Source organism: Streptomyces europaeiscabiei (assembly GCF_001550375.1).
Lineage (GTDB): Bacteria > Actinomycetota > Actinomycetes > Streptomycetales > Streptomycetaceae > Streptomyces > Streptomyces europaeiscabiei.
The window spans coordinates 18,198-36,084 of record NZ_LRTR01000295.1 but is presented as its reverse complement, the minus strand read 5'-3'; the positions used below and the strand labels follow the sequence as shown (position 1 = coordinate 36,084).

Sequence of the window (17,887 nt, the reverse complement as noted above, 5' to 3'; positions counted from 1 at the left end):
GGGGGGGGGGGGGGGGGGGGGGGGGCGCCGGGGAATGCGACCCCACGACCGCCTGTTGCCCATGGATATGTCCTCACCCGCCCCCGCTCCCGACCATGCCCGCTTCCGTATACCCCTGTCCGTCTACGTCCTCGGCCTCGCCGTCTTCGCACTCGGAACCAGTGAGTTCATGCTCTCGGGGCTGCTGCCGCCCATCGCCGAGGACATGCACGTGTCCATTCCACGGGCAGGGCTGCTGATCTCGGCGTTCGCGATCGGGATGGTGGTCGGGGCGCCCCTGCTGGCGGTGGCGACGCTGCGCCTCCCCCGGCGTACGACTCTCGTCGCACTGATCACGATCTTCGGGTTCGGGCAGGTCGCGGGCGCCCTCGCACCGAGCTACGCCGTCCTCTTCGCCTCCCGGGTCGTGAGCGCGCTCGCCTGTGCGGGGTTCTGGGCGGTCGGGGCGGCCGTGGCCGTCGCGATGGTGCCGGTGAACGCGCGGGCACGGGCGCTGGCCATCATGATCGGCGGGTTGTCGATCGCGAACGTGCTCGGGGTGCCGGCGGGGGCGTTCCTCGGGGAGCACTTCGGGTGGCGGTCGGCGTTCTGGGCGGTGGCGGTGGCCTCGGCGGTCGCGCTCGTCGGGGTGGTCACACTGGTTCCGGCCATTCCCCGGCCCGAGGAGCGGCCCCGGCCGGGGCAGGAGGTCCGGATCTACCGCGACCCCCAGGTCTGGCTGTCCATCACGGTCGTGGCGCTGGCCGCCGGAGGCGTCTTCTGCGCGTTCAGCTACCTCGCGCCGCTGCTCACGGATGTGGCGGGGCTGGACGCCGGGTGGGTGCCGTCGGTTCTCGCGCTGTTCGGGATCGGGGCGCTGATCGGCACGGCGATCGGGGGACGGGTCGCGGACGCGCACCTCTTCGGGGTCCTGCTCAGCGGTATCACCGCCTCCACGGTCTTCCTCGTCGCCCTGGCGCTGCTCGCCGAGTACGCCGTCGCCGCCGTCCTCCTCTCCTTCCTCCTCGGGGTGTCCTGCTTCTACACCGCCCCGGCCCTCAACGCCCGGCTGTTCAACGTCGCCGGCGCCGCCCCGACCCTCGCCGGCGCCACCACCACCGCCGCGTTCAACCTCGGCAACACCGGCGGCCCCTGGATCGGCGGCGTCGTCATCGACGCGGGCTTCGGCTTCGCCTCCACGGCCTGGGCGGGCGGCGCCATCACCGCGGCCGCCATCGGCGTCACGGCCGTGTCGCTGCGCCTCGACCGGCGTACGCGGGCCTCCCGCCGCGTGGCCGGAAGAAGCCACAGCACCGGCAAGGACAACACCGACAGCACCGTAAATCCGGTACGTACTGACGTCTGATCTCTCCTATCCTCGCCGCCATGCGACCAATGGGTGGGGATCAGGTACAGGAAGCCGTCGAACACAGCCTCGCGGTGCTGGGGACGGTGGCCGGCCAGGACTGGGAGGGCGTCAAGGCCGGTCGGCTGGAGTGGAGTTGCCGGGGGACCGCGGACCACATCGCGTCGGATCTGATCGCGTACGCGGGGCAGCTGGCGGGGCGGCCGACGGCCCGCTACGTACCGTTCGAGATCGACATGTCGGAGTGCGAGGAGAACACCGACGTACTGGAGGTCATCCGGACGACCGGCGCCCTGCTCACCGCCGTCGTCGGCACCGCCCCCCGCACGGTCCGCGCCTTCCACCCGTATCCGTTCCGCGCGGCCGACCGCGAGGGCTTCGCGGCGATGGGCGTCGCCGAGGTGCTGCTGCACACGTACGACATCGCGGAGGGCCTCGGGCTCCCCGCGTCCGCGTCCGTGCCGCCCGTCGGACTGTGCGAGTCCGTTCTCGCGCGCCTCTTCCCGCAGGTCAGGCCCGGTGACGACCCCTGGGCGACGCTGTTGTGGGCCACCGGCCGGGGCGAGCTGCAGGGGCGCGCGCCCGTCACGGAGTGGCGTTGGAGCAACCCGCTGCACATCGACGCCGAGCGCGTCGTCCTCCAGGGCATCCACCCGGCGGCCGCGGCCGACCTCGCCGAGGGCGGCACCGGTGGCTTCGACTGGATCGTGGGCGGCCCGATCGAGGGGACGCGGGTCGGGGCGGGCCTGGTGTTCCAGGCGTACGAGGCGGGGGTGCACCGGCCGGAGTGGGGCATGTTCGTGCTCGTCCGCAAGGAGGACGGGCTGGCCGTCGGCGCGCTCGGCTACCACGGCGCCCCGGACGAGGAGGGCCGTGTCGAGGTCGGCTACGACCTGGTCGAGGGGGCACGCGGCCACGGCTACATGACCGAGGCGCTGGGCGCGCTGGCCGGCTGGGCGCGGGAGCGGGGCCGGGAGCAGGGGGACGTACGGTCGCTGTTCGCGGTCGTCGAGAAGGCCAACATCCCTTCGCAGGGCGTCGTTTCGCGGACCGGATTCGAGAAGGTGAGCGACGACTGGGGCGACGGGGAGCACGGGGAGCAGTTCGCGTACGAACTCCGTCTGCGCAGCTGACGTACGCCGGGCCTCAGGCCGTAGCTCCCCGCCGCTTCGGCCTGCGCAGCCCCGCCTCCGTCAGCCTGCGCAGCAGTTCCTTCGAGCCCACCTCCACGGCCCCCGCCCGTACGACCTCCTCGTAGCGGTGGGACGGGATGTCGTAGTGGTCGCGCTCGAAGGCGCGCTCGGGGATGCCCGACCGCCGTGCGAACGCGTGCAGTTCGTCGAAGGACACGTCGCTCACCAGGTGGGACCACATGTGCCCGTGCCCCGGCCAGGTGGGCGGGTCGATGTAGAGGGTCACGAGGACGGCGCCTCTCCGGAGGCCTCTCCGGACACGTCCCCGGAGGCCTCTCCGTACGCTGCCCCGTACGCCGAGCCCAGCGCCCCCACCGCGGCGACCCGCACCCCCGCCTGGTGGCACACCCACCGCGGATCGGGCCCGAGCTCCGGCTCCACGTCGAGCGCGTGCGGGTCGCCGTCGCCGCAGACCGGGCAGAGGGGCCAGCGGCCGTACCGTTCGAGCAGGGCGTCCTGGACGTCCTGGGCGACGAGCCCGCCGACGTACGCCACGCCGTCCGGCCACTGCTCGACCCACCAGCGGCGCTGCACGACCGAGTCCTCGACCATGGACACGACATCCGCCTCGGCGACCTTCCCGGCCGCCAGATCGGCGAGCACGAGGGCGCGGGCCGCGTGCAGCGCCTGCTCAAGCGGGCTCACGGGCTCCATGGGGGGCTGAACGGGGTCGCTGCTGGGACTCATGCATCCATTGTGCGGCCCTTGACCATATGGCCGGAAAGAAAATATCTTTCAAGATGTGAGCGATGACGTGAAGGAAATTTTCGCACCTGCGGAGGGACAGGCCCCGGGCCGCCCGGCCGGAGGGCGGAGCGGCGCCGCGACCACACCCCCCACGCCTCCCGCACCCGCCGCCCTCGCGGCGAAGGTGCGGACGCTGGCCCCTTCCATGACCCGTTCCATGCAGCGGGTCGCGGAGGCCGTCGCGGGGGACCCGGCGGGCTGCGCGGCGCTCACGGTCACCGGCCTCGCCGAGCTCACCGGCACCAGCGAGGCGACGGTCGTCCGCACCGCCCGCCTCCTCGGCTACCCCGGCTACCGCGACCTGCGCCTGGCCCTCGCCGGCCTCGCCGCCCACCAGGAGTCGGGCCGCGCGCCCTCGGTCACGGCCGACATCGCGGTCGACGACCCGCTCCCCGACGTGGTCGCCAAGCTCGCCTACGACGAGCAGCAGACCCTGGCGGACACGGCGGCCGGACTCGACATGGCCCAGCTCGGCGCGGCGGTCGGTGCGCTCGCCGGGGCCCGCCGCATAGACATCTACGGCGTCGGGGCGTCCGGGCTCGTCGCCCAGGACCTCGCGCAGAAGCTGCTCCGCATAGGGCTGATAGCCCACGCGCACAGCGACCCGCACCTCGCCGTCACCAACGCGGTGCAGCTCCGCGCGAAGGACGTGGCCATAGCGATCACCCACTCCGGCTCGACGGGCGACGTCATCGAGCCGCTGCGGGCCGCCTTCGACCACGGGGCCACGACGATCGCGATCACCGGGCGGCCGGACGGACCGGTCTCCCAGTACGCCGATCACGTCCTGACGACGTCCACGGCCCGGGAGAGCGAGCTGCGCCCGGCGGCGATGTCGTCCCGGACGAGTCAGCTGCTGGTGGTGGACTGCCTGTTCATCGGGGTGGCGCAACGGACGTACGAGTCGGCGGCGCCGGCGCTGTCCGCTTCGTACGAGGCACTGGCGCATCGACATCGGACCGGGGGCCCGTCGCGGTAGTGCGTCCGGGAGCGAGCGTCCCGTCAGGGGCGCGGGACTGTGCCGTCCGCGGCTCCACCGCGGGGCGCGACCGACCACGACGAACCCGCAGACAACCACGGCGTCCGACCTGAAGGCACAGCCGCACCGGACCGGACCGCACTGTACGGAATGAGTCGCCATGCCCCCCTCCTCCTCCAACGCCTCCGCCCTCCCCCACCACCTCTCCGTGCGCGCCGAGTTGGAGTCGCTGACGACCGAGGCGTTCCGGCCGGAGCTGGCCGACATCGATCAGCTGCCGACGCTCGACATCGCGAAGCTGATGAACGCCGAGGACGCGACCGTGCCGACGGCGGTCTCCGCGCAGTTGCCGCTGATCGCGGCGGCGATCGACTCGATCGCGGAGCGGATGGCCCGGGGTGGCCGGCTGATCTACGCGGGCGCGGGCACGGCGGGCCGGCTGGGCGTACTGGACGCGTCCGAGTGCCCGCCGACCTTCAACACGGCACCCTCGCAGGTCATGGGCCTGATCGCGGGCGGCCGGGAGGCCATGGTGACCTCGATCGAGGGGGCGGAGGACTCGGCGGAGCTGGCCCGGACGGACCTCGACGCGCTCGGGCTGACGCCCGACGACACAGTGGTCGGCGTCTCCGCCTCCGGTCGCACGCCGTACGCGGTGGGCGCTGTGGAGCACGCGCGCGCGGCCGGGGCGCTGACGGTCGGCCTGTCCTGCAACGCGGCCAGCGCGCTCGCCGCGGCGGCCGACCACGGCATCGAGATCGTCGTCGGCCCGGAACTGGTGACGGGCTCGACCCGCCTCAAGGCGGGCACGGCCCAGAAGCTCGTCCTCAACATGCTCTCGACGATCAGCATGATCCGCCTGGGCAAGACCTACGGAAACCTGATGGTCGACGTCCGCGCCACCAACGACAAGCTCCGCGCCCGCTCCCACCGCATCGTCGCCCTCGCCACGGGCGCGACGGACACCGAGATCGAAACGGCCCTCACCGCCGCGAACGGCCAGGTGAAGAACGCGATTCTCACCATCCTGAGCGGCGTGGACGCGCCCACCGCGGCCCGCCTGCTGACAGCGAACGAGGGCCATCTGAGGACGGCCCTGGCGGCGGCGATGACGACGGGCTGAGCTGCGCGGGCACAGGTGGGGAGCTCCCGGAGCAGGCTCCGCGTCAGCTCTACAGCGGTGCTTGGTGCACGTTGAGCTGTCGAAGTTCGACCGCCAGGCGAGCGGCTGTCACAAAGTCCCTGTCGTCGTGCAGGACGACAAGACCGTGGTGAGCGGCGGTGGCACAGACCTGCAGATCGACAGCGGACAGCGCCTGATGCTCTCCCCGCCCGGCGGCCCGCAGTTGCAGCCCACCGATCCAGTGGGGCGCGCCCTTCGGGACGGAGACGTCGTCGTAGAGCTCGGCGAACATCGCGCTGTAGGCCTCGTACTCCTTGAGGCCGCGTGCCGAGCGCAGGAACTCCGCCCGCTGCGGATAGCACGACCGGACGTCGCCGTCCATGACGACGGGGCGCCACACCTCGTGGAGACTCCGGTCCCGAAGCAGGCGCCACAAGGCCGACGAGTCCAACAGGTAACCGCTCACGCGCGGTGGGCCTCCTTGTCCGCACGGTGCGCGGCCTCGGCGCCTTCGATGTCCCACTCCTGGGCAAGCTCGAAGTACTTGTCATGGGCGGTAGCGCGCAGAAGCCGCATGTTGTACTCCTCCAGCGCCTTCGCCACCGCGGCGGTCTTCGTCCGGTGCCCGCCCAGGCGCTTGGCGGTCTCCAGCGCCTCATCGTCGATGTCGATGTGTGTCAGAGACATGCGGCCTCCCGCGATGTACAGAGTTTCCGCCAATACCCTCGTCGAGTGTACATACCCCTCCGAGGTCGAGCCTGGCCTTCGGGGACTGTCAGTGGTGTGTGGCACGGTGGTGGGGATCAGCTGATGTCAGGTGGGGGTCGCTGATGCCACCCATGTCACCCACGTCTCCCACGTCTCCCAGGGAAGGACCGAGCACGTGAACCACGCGCAGCTCACGGCCCTCGGCCGCGCCCTGCGTCTCCTCGGGGAGCACGGCGACGCGCTGAACGCCGACACCCCGGACGCCCGGCTGCACGAGGTGAAGGCGGACCTCAGACGAGCCCTGGAGCTGCTGGACGAGACGGTCACGGCGGCCGCGCCGACGACCCGCTGCGCCGAGCATCCGAACGGCCCGGTCGACGAGGAGGCCCCCGACCGCTGTCTCCTCTGCGAGACCCGCCGCCGCGCCGCCCGCCGCACCCAGCTCAACGACAGCTACGGCCCTCCCCGGCCCACCGGCCCCGCCACCCCGCCCCCCTCCCGCTACGGCGTGCGGGACGAGCGCCCCCAGGCCCAGGAGCGCTGGCTCCCGGAGGCGTGGAACGGCCAGGTCTGGCAGCTCTGCGGCACCCCCCGCCGCGACCCCCGCGAGGCCGAGCTGTATCTCGCCGCCCAGCGCCGGGGCCCCCGCCCCGCCATCGCCTACCGCCTGGTCCAGGAGTTCACCGACTACGACGTGACGCGCATCTGGGGCGAGCCGGTCCGGATGGACATCGAGCCGCTGGGAAACCTGTGAGCGGGCGCCACCCCCAGCCAGCCCCAGCCACCGGGCGCGTCGTCACGGAGGACACCGTCAGGCGTACCAGGAGGGAAGGGGGCGCCTTCGCGGCACCTGTGTTCAACACGGCAGCCGCCCCTCCCCGTTGACCTGCCGCACCCGGGCCCGCAGCACCTCCCCCGGGGCGGCCTCGCGCAGCGTGTCCGGCGGACAGTCCCACTCCCGCCCGCCCCCGACCGGCCGCAACTGCACGTAACCGCCCTCGCGGCCCATCACCTCGCCGAGCCGCCCGTCCCGTACGTCCACGGCGTACGACCGCTGCGGCGTGGTCACGTCTTTGCCGCGTCACGCAGAACGGCGGCGAGGTCGGCGGCGACCTGGAGGTTGCAGCACCCCAACTCGACCAGCGGGTAAGGCAGTTCGCTGGCCCCGGTCACCGGGTCGACGCGCAGCGACGGCAGCACGATGCCGACTCCGCGCAGTGCCTGGTCGAGCTGCTCCACGGCCTCCTCGGTCGTCCGCACCGCGCTCCGCCCCTTCGCCGCCGCTCTGTTCTTCACGCCCACACCCCTCCACGCTGGGTTGCCGATTCACGACACAGCGTGGCCGAAGGGCATCTAGCCTGGCCAGATACGACGCCCCAACAGGGGATCTGCTGGACAGGGAGCGGTAGCCATGCCAGGACCGAAGGATCTGGACCCGTCGTCGTCACCCCGGGCGCTTTTGGGCGCGGAGCTGCGCCATGCGAGGGAGAGGGCGGGGCTCAGTCAGGAGGATCTGGGCCAGCGGTTGTTCGTGAGCGGGTCGTTCGTGGGGCAATTGGAGGCGGCCGTACGGCGCATGCAGCCCGAGATCGCCCGCCTCATCGATGTCGCCCTCGACACGAACGACTTCTTCTCGCGGAACTGCCTAGCGGCCTCCAAGTCTCGCTACCCCGAGCACTTCGCAGCGGCTGCGGAGGCGGAAGCAGAGGCCACTGCGATCAGGCAATACGCACCGATGCTGATCCCCGGTCTGCTCCAGACGCCCGCATACGCACGGGCCGTGAACCGTGGATTCGCCCCCACGGCACCGGAAGAGACCATCGACGAGTGGGTGGACGGCCGGGTCGCCCGAGCTCGCTTGCTCGATGATCCAACAAAACCGATGCTGTGGGTGATGCTTGACGAAGCAGCGTTGCGCCGAGAGACCGGTGGCCGGGCTGTGATGGCGGAAGCCCTGACCCACGTAGCCGGTCTGGCCCGCAGGAACCGAGTCATCGTGCAGGTGCTGCCCTTCAGCGCGGGCGCCCACACTGCGATGGGAGGTTCGTTCAGGCTTATGGACTTCGACGACGCCCCTTCGCTGGTCTACTTCGAGGGTCCCCGTGTCGGACGGCTGGAGGACGACCCGGCCCTTGTCTCGCAGCTCAAGCTCACCTTCGAACTCCTCGCGGCCACCGCGCTCCCGCCTGAGAAGTCCCTGGCCCTGGTCGAGGAGTTGGCGCAGGATTACACCCATGAGGAGCATCCCTGACCACGTCCTGAGCAGCGCCGTATGGCACAAATCCAGCTACAGCGAAGGCGGCGGCGGCGAATGCCTCGAAGTAGCCGCCAACCACCCCACCCACATCCCCGTACGCGACTCCAAGACCCCCCTCGGCCCGAAGCTCGTGTTCCGGGCCGAGGCGTGGTCCGCGTTCGTCGAAGACCTCAAGTCGCGCTAGGCGAACGGGTTGCCGTGACCCGGTAGCTGTCTGCCCGGCGGCACATACCGCAGCCGCCCGACCTGGTCGGTCACCGGCGTGAACCCGGCGGCCTCAAGCTGGGCGGTGTACTTGACGTGGCGACGTCGACCGGCGACGAGCCCGACGTACACCAGGCCCATGCACGCGGCCCAGCTGCCGACGGCGATGACGACGCCGGTCGGGCCGTTCGCGAACCGGTACGCGATGCCCACGACCATCCCGGTGATGGTGATACCCGCGAGGGCGAACCGCTGCTTGTCGGTGAACTGGCGGCCGAGGTCGAACAGCATCCGGGCCTTGAGAAGTCCGGCCTCGTCGGGCGGGACAGGCGGCAGCGAGCCCCCGTTCCCGGCGTCGGGATACCGCTCCCGGTTGCGCGCGGCACGCTCCCGGCCCTCCGGACTCGGGTCGGGCACGATGTGCAGCGCGAAACTGTTCTCGACCTGGTTCAGGTCCGCGTACTCGTAACCGAACTGCTGGGCGACGAAGGCGAGTCGGACGAGTCCCTTCATCGTCGTCATGCTGACGACGAGCCGAACGGACTCACCACTCTCCATCTTCCGCAGCATCTTCCGTACATGCTTCTTGCCCACCAGTGCCCCCGTCCCTCAACAACACCTACTGATCGAACAGCATTTCACCGAGGCGGCCGATCTGGCCGGGGTCCGAGGACCAGCAGTACAGGATCACCTCGTCCGCCCCGATCCCGGCGAACCCGGCGACAGCCGCCCGTACTGCGTCCGGCGTGGTCAGCAACCCCTCCGCCATGTACTCCGCGCGCCCGGTGAAGGCGTAGTAGCGCAGCAGGCTGGCACGGGCGTCGGCGATCACGGACGGCGCTCCGGCCGCGACGTTGACCTGGGCCACGAGCTTCGGGCGCCCGGGCCGCCCGTGCTTCTCCCAGGCGGCCTCGACGTCACGGAACATCCGGTCCATGTACGCCGGAGGCAGCGCCGCGCCGAGGAAACCGTCGCCCCAGCGCGCGACACGTTCGAGGGCGGCGGGGGCGAAGCCGCCGAAGAGGACTTCGGGCCCACCGGGGGTGGCGGGCAGCGGCCCGACCGCCCCGACCCCCTCCCCGTACGGCTGCCCGGACCACGCCCGACGCAGCTGCTCCATCTGCTCGTCCAGCCGACGCCCGCGCCGCCGGATGTCGATCCCGGCGGCCCGGCAGTCGTCCTCACGCCCACCCACCCCGATCCCGAAGGTGAAGCGCCCGCCGGAGAGCCGGTCCAGCGTGGCCGTCTGCTTGGCGAGGATCGCGGTGTTGTAGTGCGGCGCGAGCAGGACTTCGGTCTGGACGCGGATACGGCTCGTGGCCCCGGCGAGGGCGGCCAGGGTGACGAGCGGGTCGGGGTTGTCGTAGACGAGCCGGTCGAGCAGGCCCAGCGTGCTGAACGGGCTCTCCTCGGCGAGCCGGGCCCAGGCCGGCAGGCCGGCGGGATCGTCGACGGGCAGACCGAGCCCGACGGGTATGCGTGCGGGTACGGCTACGGAACTCATGGCGGATCACTCCTGTGAGCGGAAGCGGAAGAAGGGCAGGGCAAAATCACTGCCGCCCGCTTCGTTGGCCACGCACGGAAGGCCGCAAACCGACCGTCGTGCGCGTCCGCTCCCGTTTCTGCGGCGTCCTTCTGGAGAGCGTGATCGTCGAAGTACGACCACGCTACTCAGCCGCCCCGCCCCCGGCGACCGATTTAACGCCCCGATCACCGCCCCGAAGCTCAAGCCCCCAGCTCCGAGCCCTCTTTCCAAGGAATGGGAGGTGGGCCTCAACCCACCCTCCCACCCGGCGAGTTGACTTGACGCGTTCGAGTTGCCACGCACGGTGACGATGCTGATACCGTGCCCGCAGACGAAACAGCCCCCGCCAGGTGCTACCAACACCTGCGGGGGCTTGACCTACGAGATCGAAAGCACTCGATCCCCATGGCTACTGCCAACCTTAGTGTTGCCCCCCTGCCCGCGCACGCGGACCCGCACCCTCCGCGCCCCCACCCCATGGCCAACCCGGGCTACGGCAAGCGCACCGCCCCCGGCCAACACCCCCGCACGGCCCACGACTTCGCGGACCTCCCACCCCGCGAAGCGGCGATCGCCGCGTACATCGACCGCCTCTCCGAGGGCGCCGACATCTCCGTGAAGACGCTGGCCAAGACCCTCATCTACGGGCAGTGCGCGCTCCGGACGGCCCTCAACAGGCTGCAAGAAGCGGGCCACTTGCGCCGGGGCCGTGAGTCCGTGGAGACCGAGTCGGGCAGTTCCCGCTGGATCACCCGATCGTGGTTCTCCCGAACGGCACGGGACGACGACTGGTGGGCGGGTTTCACGCGGGGAGACGTGCCGCAGGAGCAGGAGCACGGGCAGGACCCGAAGAGATCCCCCACCCGCTCCCGCGCCCACATCCCCCTGGCCGCCCTGGGCCGGGCGACCCCCGCACTCTCCCTCTCCAAGGCGGAGTGCGCGGCGCTGGCCCCGCTCCTGCTGCCGTGGTTCGAGCGAGGCGCCACCGACGAGTCCATCCGCCAGGCCCTGACCTGCGGCCTCCCCACCCCGGTCCACAGCCCGGCGGCCCTCCTCCGCACCCGCCTCCTCACCAAGCTCCCCCCGGAACCGGCGCCCACTCCCGACCCCGTACGCCCGCCCCTCCGCATGCTGGAGTGCGGCGAATGCGGCACCCCGGGCCCCCCGGAGGCCCTGCCGGGCGGCATGTGCAGCGCTTGCCGGGGCCAACACGCCCCTGCTCAACCCAACACGCCCCTGTCCGCCGCCGCAGTTCACATCCACGCGGCCCAGATCCGTGCGGCGATGTCACAACAGCCACGAGAAAGGACACCCGCATGACCGCTCCTACGGTCCGCAGGCATCACCCCAGGGCACGATGGAGGGGAGGAGGCGACGCCATGACCCCCAGCACCGCCGAACGTCCGCAGATGCCCGTCGAGGACTTCGAGGAACTCGCCAGCGTGGCACCGGAGCACGTCCGGCTCGAATTCGTCGACGGGCGAGTCCGGACCAGGGACCCACTGAGCGTCGAGGACTTCGAGGAACTGGAGCGGCGGGCACCGGAGACCGTCCGGCTTGAGTACATCAACGGAAAACTTGAGGTCAAGGCCATGCCGGACGGCAACCACAGCGAGATCTTCATGTGGCTGCTGGAGCAGTGCCTGCAGCATCGCCCCGGCCTGCGTCTTTACCACGAGCGCGGAGTCAGGACCGAGGCCTACCGCAAAGGTCGCGCTCGCACGGACGGAGCTCTCGCGCAACGGGGTCACTTCAAGGGCCACGGGGAGTGGTCCGCTTCCAACGGCGTCCTCATGGTCGTCGAGATCACCTCACACGATCGCGACACCAATCAGCGAGACCGCATCGACAAGCCCGTCGGCTATGCGGCAGTCGACATCCCCGTCTACCTCCTCGTCGATCGCGACAAGGAGACCGTCGTCGTGTACAGCGAGCCGAAGGACGGCAGCTACCAGCAGATCACCCCATCCCCCTGGGGAACCCCGGTGGAGCTGCCCGACCCCCTCGGCTTCACCCTGGACACGGAAGAACTGAAGGACTACGCCGACTGACCCGCCCCCCCATGCCGGGCCCACCGGACTCGTGGGCCCGGCACCACCTCAGCTGAGCGAACCCAGCGCCGCCGGCTCGAACGCCTTCAGCTCGCCCAGGCGGCCGTCGAGGACCTTCGCCGCCCACTCCGGGTCCTGGAGGAGCGCGCGGCCCACGGCGACGAGGTCGAACTCGTCGGCCTCCAGGCTGTTCAGCAGGTCGTCGATACCCTTGAGCGTCGCCCCCTCACCGGCGAACGCGGCGAGGAACTCGCCGTCCAGGCCGACCGAGCCGACGGTGATGGTGGGCTTGCCGGTGAGCTTCTTCGTCCAGCCCGCGAGGTTGAGCTCGGAGCCGTCGAACTCCGCCTGCCAGTAGCGGCGCGTCGAGGCGTGGAACGCGTCGACCCCGGCCGCCACGAGCGGGCTCAGCAGCGCCTCCAGCTCCTCCGGCGTCTCGGCGAGGCGCGCGTCGTACGCCTCCTGCTTCCACTGCGAGTAGCGGAAGATGACCGGGAAGTCGGCGGACACGGAGTCCCTTACGGCCGCCACGACCTCCGCCGCGAACTTCGTACGGGCGACGAGGTCACCGCCGTAGGCGTCCGTACGGCGGTTGGTGCGCTCCCAGAGGAACTGGTCGATCAGGTAGCCGTGGGCACCGTGGATCTCCACGCCGTCCATGCCGATGCGCTCGGCCTCGGCGGCGGACTTGGCGAAGGCGGCGACGACCTCGTCGATGTCGGCCTGGGTCATGGCCCGGCCGCCCTCCGCCTCGGTGCCGTCGGGCCGCAGGCCGGAGGGGCCGAACACGGGGGCGTCCGGGAAGAGCTTGCCCTGCTGGCGGACAGTCCCGATGTGCCAGAGCTGCGGGACGATCGTGCCGCCACCGGCGTGCACCGCCTCCACGACCTTCGCCCATCCGGCGAGCTGCTCCTCGCCGGCGAACCGCGGCACCCCGTCCAGGTCCCCGGCCGTCTCGTGCCCGACGTAGGTGCCCTCGGTCACGATCAGGCCGACCCCCGCGGCCGCCCGCCGCCCGTAGTACGAGGCCACGTCCGCCCCCGGGACACCGCCGGGCGAGAACACCCGCGTCATGGGGGCCATGGCGATCCGGTTCGGAACGGTCAGACCGTTGATCGTGACGGGTCGGGACAGTACTTCGGCGGCACGGGAGGTGGAGGCGGTGGTCACGTGGGGACTCCTCGGAGAGGTCGGCTGGACATCAAGGGGACGTTGACGGTGGGAAGATGCGATATGCACTAGATGCGCACGCATCTAGCATCCTTTCTCCCAACCGCCCCACCCGGCACGGAATTCCGCCGCCGCACCCGCTTCGGATGTGACCCCGGACACGCCCGAGGGCGGCACCCCCTGCGTCCAGGGAGTGCCGCCCTCGGTACTGAAGGACGGTGATCGACCGGGGTCGATCAGAAGTCCATGTCACCGCCGGGCATACCGCCACCGGCAGGCGCGGAAGCCTTCTCCGGCTTGTCGGCGATGACGGCCTCGGTGGTGAGGAAGAGCGCGGCGATGGAGGCGGCGTTCTGCAGGGCGGAGCGCGTGACCTTCGCCGGGTCGATGATGCCCTCGGCGATCATGTCGACGTACTCACCGGTCGCGGCGTTCAGGCCGTGGCCGACGGGCAGGTTGCGCACCTTCTCGACGATGACGCCACCCTCAAGGCCACCGTTGACGGCGATCTGCTTGAGCGGGGCCTCCAGGGCGAGCCGCACGGCGTTGGCGCCGGTCGCCTCGTCACCCTCCAGGTCCAGCTTCTCGAAGACCGAGGAGGCCTGGAGCAGGGCCACGCCACCACCGGCGACGATGCCCTCTTCGACGGCCGCCTTCGCGTTGCGAACGGCGTCCTCGATGCGGTGCTTGCGCTCCTTGAGCTCGACCTCGGTCGCGGCACCGGCCTTGATGACGGCCACGCCGCCCGCGAGCTTCGCCAGGCGCTCCTGGAGCTTCTCGCGGTCGTAGTCCGAGTCGCTGTTCTCGATCTCGGCGCGGATCTGGTTGACCCGGCCCTGGACCTGCTCGGAGGAGCCGGACCCGTCGACGATGGTCGTCTCGTCCTTGGTGATGACGACCTTGCGGGCACGGCCCAGGAGGTCGATGGAGGTGTTCTCGAGCTTGAGACCGACCTCCTCGGAGATGACCTCGCCGCCCGTGAGGATGGCGATGTCGTTCAGCATCGCCTTGCGGCGGTCACCGAAGCCCGGGGCCTTGACGGCGACGGACTTGAAGGTGCCACGGATCTTGTTGACGACCAGGGTCGACAGGGCCTCGCCCTCGACGTCCTCGGCGATGATCAGCAGCGGCTTGCCCGACTGCATGACCTTCTCCAGGAGCGGGAGCAGGTCCTTGACGTTGGTGACCTTGGAGTTGGCGATGAGGATGTAGGGGTCCTCGAGCACGGCCTCCATGCGCTCCATGTCGGTCGCGAAGTACGCCGAGATGTAGCCCTTGTCGAAGCGCATGCCCTCGGTGAGTTCAAGCTCAAGCCCGAAGGTCTGCGACTCCTCGACGGTGATGACGCCTTCCTTGCCGACCTTGTCCATCGCCTCGGCGATGAGCTCGCCGATCTGGGTGTCGGCGGCGGAGATGGAGGCCGTGGAGGCGATCTGCTCCTTGGTCTCGACCTCCTTGGCCTGGTCGAGCAGCGCACCGGAGACGGCCTCGACGGCCTTCTCGATACCGCGCTTCAGGGCCATCGGGTTGGCGCCGGCGGCGACGTTGCGCAGGCCCTCGCGGACCAGCGCCTGGGCCAGGACGGTCGCGGTCGTCGTGCCGTCACCGGCTACGTCGTCCGTCTTCTTCGCGACTTCCTTGACCAGCTCGGCGCCGATCTTCTCGTACGGGTCCTCGAGCTCGATCTCCTTGGCGATGGAAACACCATCGTTGGTGATCGTGGGGGCGCCCCACTTCTTCTCGAGGACGACGTTGCGGCCCTTGGGGCCGAGCGTCACCTTGACGGCGTCCGCGAGCTGGTTCATGCCGCGCTCGAGGCCGCGCCGCGCCTCCTCGTCGAACGCGATGATCTTGGCCATGTGAAGTGGTCCTCCCGGACAGGGGGTGGATTTCTCCGGACCGTGCTGGCGCCCGCGACGGACGGCTCGCCGGCCTCGTGGTTCCTTGCCCCACATGGCCTGCGGGCCTCACCGACCCGATCCTCGTTGTCACTCTCACCTTCAGAGTGCTAACGCCAATGATTAGCACTCGGCATGGTCGAGTGCAAGCGGCTCTCGATGATCCGCAGGTGAACGCACCCCCGCGCGCCCATGCGCGACCCCCGCCCGCACCCCCGCCCCGGACCCGTGGGCGACCCCGCCCGGTGAGCGCGCACACAAGAGGGCTCGCACCCCTTACGGGATGCGAGCCCTCCCATGAAGAACGAAGAACGTCGCTGCGTTAACCCCGGCGCGTTACTTCAGCCGACCGCGAGTCGGACCATGTCCGCCTGCGGCCCCTTCTGACCCTGCGAGATCTCGAACTCGACCCGCTGGCCCTCTTCCAGGGTGCGGTAACCGTCCATCTGAATCGCGCTGTAGTGGACGAATACATCCGCACCACCGTCGACCGCGATGAAGCCGTACCCCTTCTCCGCGTTGAACCACTTGACGGTGCCCTGAGCCATGCCTAACTCCCCTATTACTGGCCCTTGCACAGATCCACACTTCGCGGATCCGGGTCAGACCTCACCCCCCAACGGTTGGGGGTGTGCGCCGGAACGCGTCGACCGCGGCCGAATGTATCTGTCCAACTGCCCTCTGCAACAGGTCAATCGGACGAGAATTCTGGACACGACCGGTCGGGAATGTACGAACAATTCGCCTGAATTCAGGGCAAGTCGGGCCCCGCAAAAGGGAAGAAATACGCAAAAGGCCTGCACACTTTGGCTACTTCATATAGGGCGTGCGGCTCAATCAAATATGCGCCCGGCATGGAATCACTACGCCGATCGGACCGGGTTCCCCAACTGTACCGTGCTCAACCATAGAGAATTGCCCCCTCCGCTTCTCTCGCGGAGGGGGCAATTCGATGAACTCTCGGTAATCAAAGTTACCGACGGTTACTACCGACCGGTACGACCGGGGGTCAGCCGCCGGCGACCGCGGGAATGATCGACACGCCCACACCGTCCGGCGTGGCCGTCTCCAGCCCCTGCTCGAACCGGACATCGTCGTCATTCACGTACACATTCACGAACCGCCGCAACTTGCCCTGATCGTCCAGAACCCGGGCGGCGATCCCGTTGTGGTTCTTCTCGAGGTCGGCGATCACCTCGGCGAGAGTCGCACCTTCGGCACTCACCTCGGCCTTGCCGCCGGTGTAGGTGCGAAGGATGGTGGGGATGCGGACGTTGACGCTCATGACTTGTGACCTCCGGTCGGGACGGCGGGGTTGGGGGCGCGGGGAACTGCGCGGCCGGCCCCCACCGGCCCGCAGACGAACGACTGGCGAGTCTTACGCGAGACCGGCCTCACGGAACGAATCAAGGTTGGGGCGAATGGTCGCGGTGAGGCCGGTCCCGGCCACCGCGTCCAGCGTCTTGAGGCCGTCACCGGTGTTCAGGACGACCGTCGTCAGCGTCGGGTCGAGAAGCCCGTCCTCGATCAGCTTCTTCGCCACCCCGACGGTCACCCCACCGGCGGTCTCCGCGAAGATCCCTTCCGTCTGCGCCAGCAGCTTGATCGCCTCGACGACCTGCTCGTCCGTCACGTCCTCCACGGCCCCACCGGTGCGCCGCGCGATGTCGAGCACGTACGGCCCGTCCGCCGGGTTGCCGATCGCGAGCGACTTCGCGATCGTGTTCGGCTTCTGGGGCCGCACCACGTCGTGCCCGGCCTTGAAGGCCACCGACACCGGCGAGCACCCCTCCGCCTGCGCACCGAAGATCTTGTACGGCTTGTCCTCGACGAGCCCGAGCCTGATCAGCTCCTGGAGCCCCTTGTCGATCTTCGTGAGCTGCGACCCGGAGGCGATCGGCACGACCAGCTGGTCGGGGAGCTGCCAGCCGAGCTGCTCGCAGATCTCGTACGCCAGGGTCTTGGAGCCCTCCGCGTAGTACGGCCGCAGGTTGACGTTGACGAAGCCCCAGCCCTCGCCGGCCGGGTCGCCGATCAGCTCGGAACAGAAGCGGTTCACGTCGTCGTAGTTGCCCTCGATGCCGACGAGCTCGCCGCCGTAGATGGCGGCCATGACGACCTTGCCCTGCTCCAGGTCGTGCGGGATGAACACGCAGGACCGCAGACCGGCGCGGGCGGCGGCGGCGCCGACGGCACCGGCCAGGTTGCCCGTGGAGGAGCAGGAGAGGGTGGTGAAGCCGAAGGCGCGGGCCGCCTCCAGCGCCTGGGCGACGACGCGGTCCTTGAAGGAGTGCGTCGGGTTGCCGGAGTCGTCCTTGATGAAGAGCTTGCCGGTGTCGACGCCGAGCGCGGCCGCCAGGTTGTCGGCCTTGACGAGCTGGGTCCAGCCGGGGTTGATGTTCGGCTTGGTGGCCACGTCGGCCGGGACGGGCAGCAGGGGCGCGTACCGCCAGATGTTCGCGGGGCCGGACTCGATCCGCTTGCGCAGCTCTTCGGTTTCGTAGGCGGAGTAGTCGTACGCGATCTCCAGCGGCCCGAAACACTCCTCGCAGGCGAAGACCGGACCGAGGGATACGCGGTGACCGCATTCGCGACAGCTCAGGGCGGCGGCGGGGCCGAGGTCTACTGTGGAGGTGGAGTCGGTGGTGCTTGCAACAGTCTGCGCAGCCATGGAGGCGAGGCCCTTT

At 70.1% G+C, this 17,887-nt stretch carries 22 protein-coding genes; 9 read left to right on the top strand and 13 right to left on the bottom strand.

Annotated elements, in window-relative coordinates; genetic code table 11:
- The first annotated feature begins 109 nt into the window (after positions 1 to 109).
- Positions 110 to 1,345 carry a Cmx/CmrA family chloramphenicol efflux MFS transporter gene (locus tag AWZ10_RS14545; protein ID WP_234360725.1) on the top strand — a complete coding sequence of 412 codons (1,236 nt, stop codon included), beginning with the start codon at positions 110 to 112 and terminating at the stop codon, positions 1,343 to 1,345.
- A gap of 29 nt (positions 1,346 to 1,374) precedes the next feature.
- The gene (locus AWZ10_RS14540) at positions 1,375 to 2,478 is read left to right on the top strand and encodes a GNAT family N-acetyltransferase (RefSeq protein ID WP_046708250.1); all 1,104 of its coding nucleotides are present in this window, start codon (positions 1,375 to 1,377) and stop codon (positions 2,476 to 2,478) included.
- A 13-nt stretch (positions 2,479 to 2,491) separates the two neighbouring features.
- Here AWZ10_RS14540 and AWZ10_RS14535 read toward each other — a convergent pair whose 3' ends face one another.
- Positions 2,492 to 2,764 carry a DUF4031 domain-containing protein gene (locus AWZ10_RS14535; protein ID WP_037688546.1) on the bottom strand — a complete coding sequence of 91 codons (273 nt, stop codon included), beginning with the start codon at positions 2,762 to 2,764 and terminating at the stop codon, positions 2,492 to 2,494.
- Positions 2,761 to 3,192, bottom strand: a complete 432-nt coding sequence (locus AWZ10_RS14530; protein WP_046708251.1) for a hypothetical protein — start codon at positions 3,190 to 3,192, stop codon at positions 2,761 to 2,763. The genes AWZ10_RS14535 and AWZ10_RS14530 overlap by 4 nt, the downstream gene beginning before the upstream one ends.
- Before the next feature lie 88 nt (positions 3,193 to 3,280).
- Here AWZ10_RS14530 and AWZ10_RS14525 point away from each other — a divergent pair, with 88 nt between their 5' ends.
- Both AWZ10_RS14525 and murQ read left to right on the top strand, forming a co-directional pair.
- Positions 3,281 to 4,264, top strand: coding sequence for a MurR/RpiR family transcriptional regulator (locus AWZ10_RS14525; RefSeq protein WP_046708252.1), 984 nt, complete (start codon positions 3,281 to 3,283; stop codon positions 4,262 to 4,264).
- 160 nt (positions 4,265 to 4,424) lie between these two features.
- Complete coding sequence (murQ, locus tag AWZ10_RS14520; RefSeq protein ID WP_060891251.1) at positions 4,425 to 5,387, top strand: N-acetylmuramic acid 6-phosphate etherase; 963 nt, start codon at positions 4,425 to 4,427, stop codon at positions 5,385 to 5,387.
- 49 nt (positions 5,388 to 5,436) lie between these two features.
- Here murQ and AWZ10_RS14515 read toward each other — a convergent pair whose 3' ends face one another.
- Entirely contained in the window at positions 5,437 to 5,853 is a 417-nt protein-coding gene (locus tag AWZ10_RS14515) for a PIN domain-containing protein (protein ID WP_060891250.1), read from the bottom strand.
- Positions 5,850 to 6,074: a type II toxin-antitoxin system VapB family antitoxin gene (locus AWZ10_RS14510; RefSeq protein ID WP_060891249.1), complete on the bottom strand. Its 225-nt coding sequence runs from the start codon at positions 6,072 to 6,074 to the stop codon at positions 5,850 to 5,852. Before AWZ10_RS14510 ends, AWZ10_RS14515 begins: the two co-directional genes overlap by 4 nt.
- Positions 6,075 to 6,270: 196 nt before the next feature.
- Between AWZ10_RS14510 and AWZ10_RS14505 the strand changes: the two genes are divergently transcribed.
- A complete protein-coding gene (locus tag AWZ10_RS14505; protein ID WP_060891248.1) occupies positions 6,271 to 6,849 on the top strand; it encodes a hypothetical protein in 579 nt (192 codons plus the stop codon).
- A 102-nt stretch (positions 6,850 to 6,951) separates the two neighbouring features.
- Here AWZ10_RS14505 and AWZ10_RS14500 read toward each other — a convergent pair whose 3' ends face one another.
- Together AWZ10_RS14500 and AWZ10_RS14495 are read right to left on the bottom strand one after the other, a co-directional pair.
- Positions 6,952 to 7,164, bottom strand: a complete 213-nt coding sequence (locus AWZ10_RS14500) for a hypothetical protein (protein WP_060891247.1) — start codon at positions 7,162 to 7,164, stop codon at positions 6,952 to 6,954.
- Positions 7,161 to 7,391, bottom strand: a complete 231-nt coding sequence (locus AWZ10_RS14495; RefSeq protein WP_234360721.1) for a hypothetical protein — start codon at positions 7,389 to 7,391, stop codon at positions 7,161 to 7,163. The genes AWZ10_RS14500 and AWZ10_RS14495 overlap by 4 nt, the downstream gene beginning before the upstream one ends.
- 115 nt (positions 7,392 to 7,506) lie before the next feature.
- Here AWZ10_RS14495 and AWZ10_RS14490 point away from each other — a divergent pair, with 115 nt between their 5' ends.
- Positions 7,507 to 8,346, top strand: a complete 840-nt coding sequence (locus AWZ10_RS14490) for a helix-turn-helix domain-containing protein (protein ID WP_046708762.1) — start codon at positions 7,507 to 7,509, stop codon at positions 8,344 to 8,346.
- Positions 8,330 to 8,536 (top strand): DUF397 domain-containing protein, encoded by a 207-nt coding sequence (locus tag AWZ10_RS14485; protein ID WP_046708761.1) that lies wholly within the window; start codon positions 8,330 to 8,332, stop codon positions 8,534 to 8,536. Before AWZ10_RS14490 ends, AWZ10_RS14485 begins: the two co-directional genes overlap by 17 nt.
- On the opposite strand, the gene AWZ10_RS14480 is transcribed toward AWZ10_RS14485, so the two are convergent.
- Positions 8,533 to 9,150 carry a hypothetical protein gene (locus AWZ10_RS14480; RefSeq protein WP_052769746.1) on the bottom strand — a complete coding sequence of 206 codons (618 nt, stop codon included), beginning with the start codon at positions 9,148 to 9,150 and terminating at the stop codon, positions 8,533 to 8,535. The genes AWZ10_RS14485 and AWZ10_RS14480 overlap by 4 nt on opposite strands.
- A gap of 25 nt (positions 9,151 to 9,175) precedes the next feature.
- Positions 9,176 to 10,060: an LLM class flavin-dependent oxidoreductase gene (locus AWZ10_RS14475; RefSeq protein WP_079076621.1), complete on the bottom strand. Its 885-nt coding sequence runs from the start codon at positions 10,058 to 10,060 to the stop codon at positions 9,176 to 9,178.
- Positions 10,061 to 10,558: 498 nt separating this feature from the next.
- Here AWZ10_RS14475 and AWZ10_RS14470 point away from each other — a divergent pair, with 498 nt between their 5' ends.
- Positions 10,559 to 11,401 (top strand): hypothetical protein, encoded by an 843-nt coding sequence (locus tag AWZ10_RS14470; protein ID WP_060891246.1) that lies wholly within the window; start codon positions 10,559 to 10,561, stop codon positions 11,399 to 11,401.
- Positions 11,402 to 11,460: 59 nt separating this feature from the next.
- Positions 11,461 to 12,132 carry a Uma2 family endonuclease gene (locus AWZ10_RS14465; protein ID WP_079023865.1) on the top strand — a complete coding sequence of 224 codons (672 nt, stop codon included), beginning with the start codon at positions 11,461 to 11,463 and terminating at the stop codon, positions 12,130 to 12,132.
- Between the two features lie 48 nt (positions 12,133 to 12,180).
- Here AWZ10_RS14465 and AWZ10_RS14460 read toward each other — a convergent pair whose 3' ends face one another.
- The 5 genes from AWZ10_RS14460 to thrC form a co-directional block, all read right to left on the bottom strand.
- The gene (locus tag AWZ10_RS14460; RefSeq protein WP_060891245.1) at positions 12,181 to 13,302 is read right to left on the bottom strand and encodes an NADH:flavin oxidoreductase; all 1,122 of its coding nucleotides are present in this window, start codon (positions 13,300 to 13,302) and stop codon (positions 12,181 to 12,183) included.
- Between the two features lie 236 nt (positions 13,303 to 13,538).
- Positions 13,539 to 15,161: a chaperonin GroEL gene (gene groL, locus AWZ10_RS14455; protein WP_037688520.1), complete on the bottom strand. Its 1,623-nt coding sequence runs from the start codon at positions 15,159 to 15,161 to the stop codon at positions 13,539 to 13,541.
- Between the two features lie 380 nt (positions 15,162 to 15,541).
- Positions 15,542 to 15,748: a cold-shock protein gene (locus AWZ10_RS14450; RefSeq protein WP_046709519.1), complete on the bottom strand. Its 207-nt coding sequence runs from the start codon at positions 15,746 to 15,748 to the stop codon at positions 15,542 to 15,544.
- Between the two features lie 461 nt (positions 15,749 to 16,209).
- Positions 16,210 to 16,485 carry a MoaD/ThiS family protein gene (locus AWZ10_RS14445; RefSeq protein ID WP_060891244.1) on the bottom strand — a complete coding sequence of 92 codons (276 nt, stop codon included), beginning with the start codon at positions 16,483 to 16,485 and terminating at the stop codon, positions 16,210 to 16,212.
- Positions 16,486 to 16,578: 93 nt separating this feature from the next.
- A complete protein-coding gene (thrC, locus tag AWZ10_RS14440) occupies positions 16,579 to 17,871 on the bottom strand; it encodes a threonine synthase (protein ID WP_046709520.1) in 1,293 nt (430 codons plus the stop codon).
- Positions 17,872 to 17,887 lie beyond the last annotated feature (16 nt).

What these genes read in the sequence shown, in the direction of transcription:
- groL (WP_037688520.1), bottom strand. Translation starts at nt 15,161, where the DNA reads ATGGCCAAGATCATCGCGTTCGACGAGGAGGCGCGGCGCGGCCTCGAG.
- AWZ10_RS14490 (WP_046708762.1), top strand. Translation starts at nt 7,507, where the DNA reads ATGCCAGGACCGAAGGATCTGGACCCGTCGTCGTCACCCCGGGCGCTT.
- AWZ10_RS14445 (WP_060891244.1), bottom strand. Translation starts at nt 16,485, where the DNA reads ATGAGCGTCAACGTCCGCATCCCCACCATCCTTCGCACCTACACCGGC.
- thrC (WP_046709520.1), bottom strand. Translation starts at nt 17,871, where the DNA reads ATGGCTGCGCAGACTGTTGCAAGCACCACCGACTCCACCTCCACAGTA.
- AWZ10_RS14450 (WP_046709519.1), bottom strand. Translation starts at nt 15,748, where the DNA reads ATGGCTCAGGGCACCGTCAAGTGGTTCAACGCGGAGAAGGGGTACGGC.
- AWZ10_RS14510 (WP_060891249.1), bottom strand. Translation starts at nt 6,074, where the DNA reads ATGTCTCTGACACACATCGACATCGACGATGAGGCGCTGGAGACCGCC.
- AWZ10_RS14465 (WP_079023865.1), top strand. Translation starts at nt 11,461, where the DNA reads ATGACCCCCAGCACCGCCGAACGTCCGCAGATGCCCGTCGAGGACTTC.
- AWZ10_RS14540 (WP_046708250.1), top strand. Translation starts at nt 1,375, where the DNA reads ATGGGTGGGGATCAGGTACAGGAAGCCGTCGAACACAGCCTCGCGGTG.
- murQ (WP_060891251.1), top strand. Translation starts at nt 4,425, where the DNA reads ATGCCCCCCTCCTCCTCCAACGCCTCCGCCCTCCCCCACCACCTCTCC.
- AWZ10_RS14470 (WP_060891246.1), top strand. Translation starts at nt 10,559, where the DNA reads ATGGCCAACCCGGGCTACGGCAAGCGCACCGCCCCCGGCCAACACCCC.
- AWZ10_RS14530 (WP_046708251.1), bottom strand. Translation starts at nt 3,192, where the DNA reads ATGGAGCCCGTGAGCCCGCTTGAGCAGGCGCTGCACGCGGCCCGCGCC.
- AWZ10_RS14485 (WP_046708761.1), top strand. Translation starts at nt 8,330, where the DNA reads ATGAGGAGCATCCCTGACCACGTCCTGAGCAGCGCCGTATGGCACAAA.
- AWZ10_RS14475 (WP_079076621.1), bottom strand. Translation starts at nt 10,060, where the DNA reads ATGAGTTCCGTAGCCGTACCCGCACGCATACCCGTCGGGCTCGGTCTG.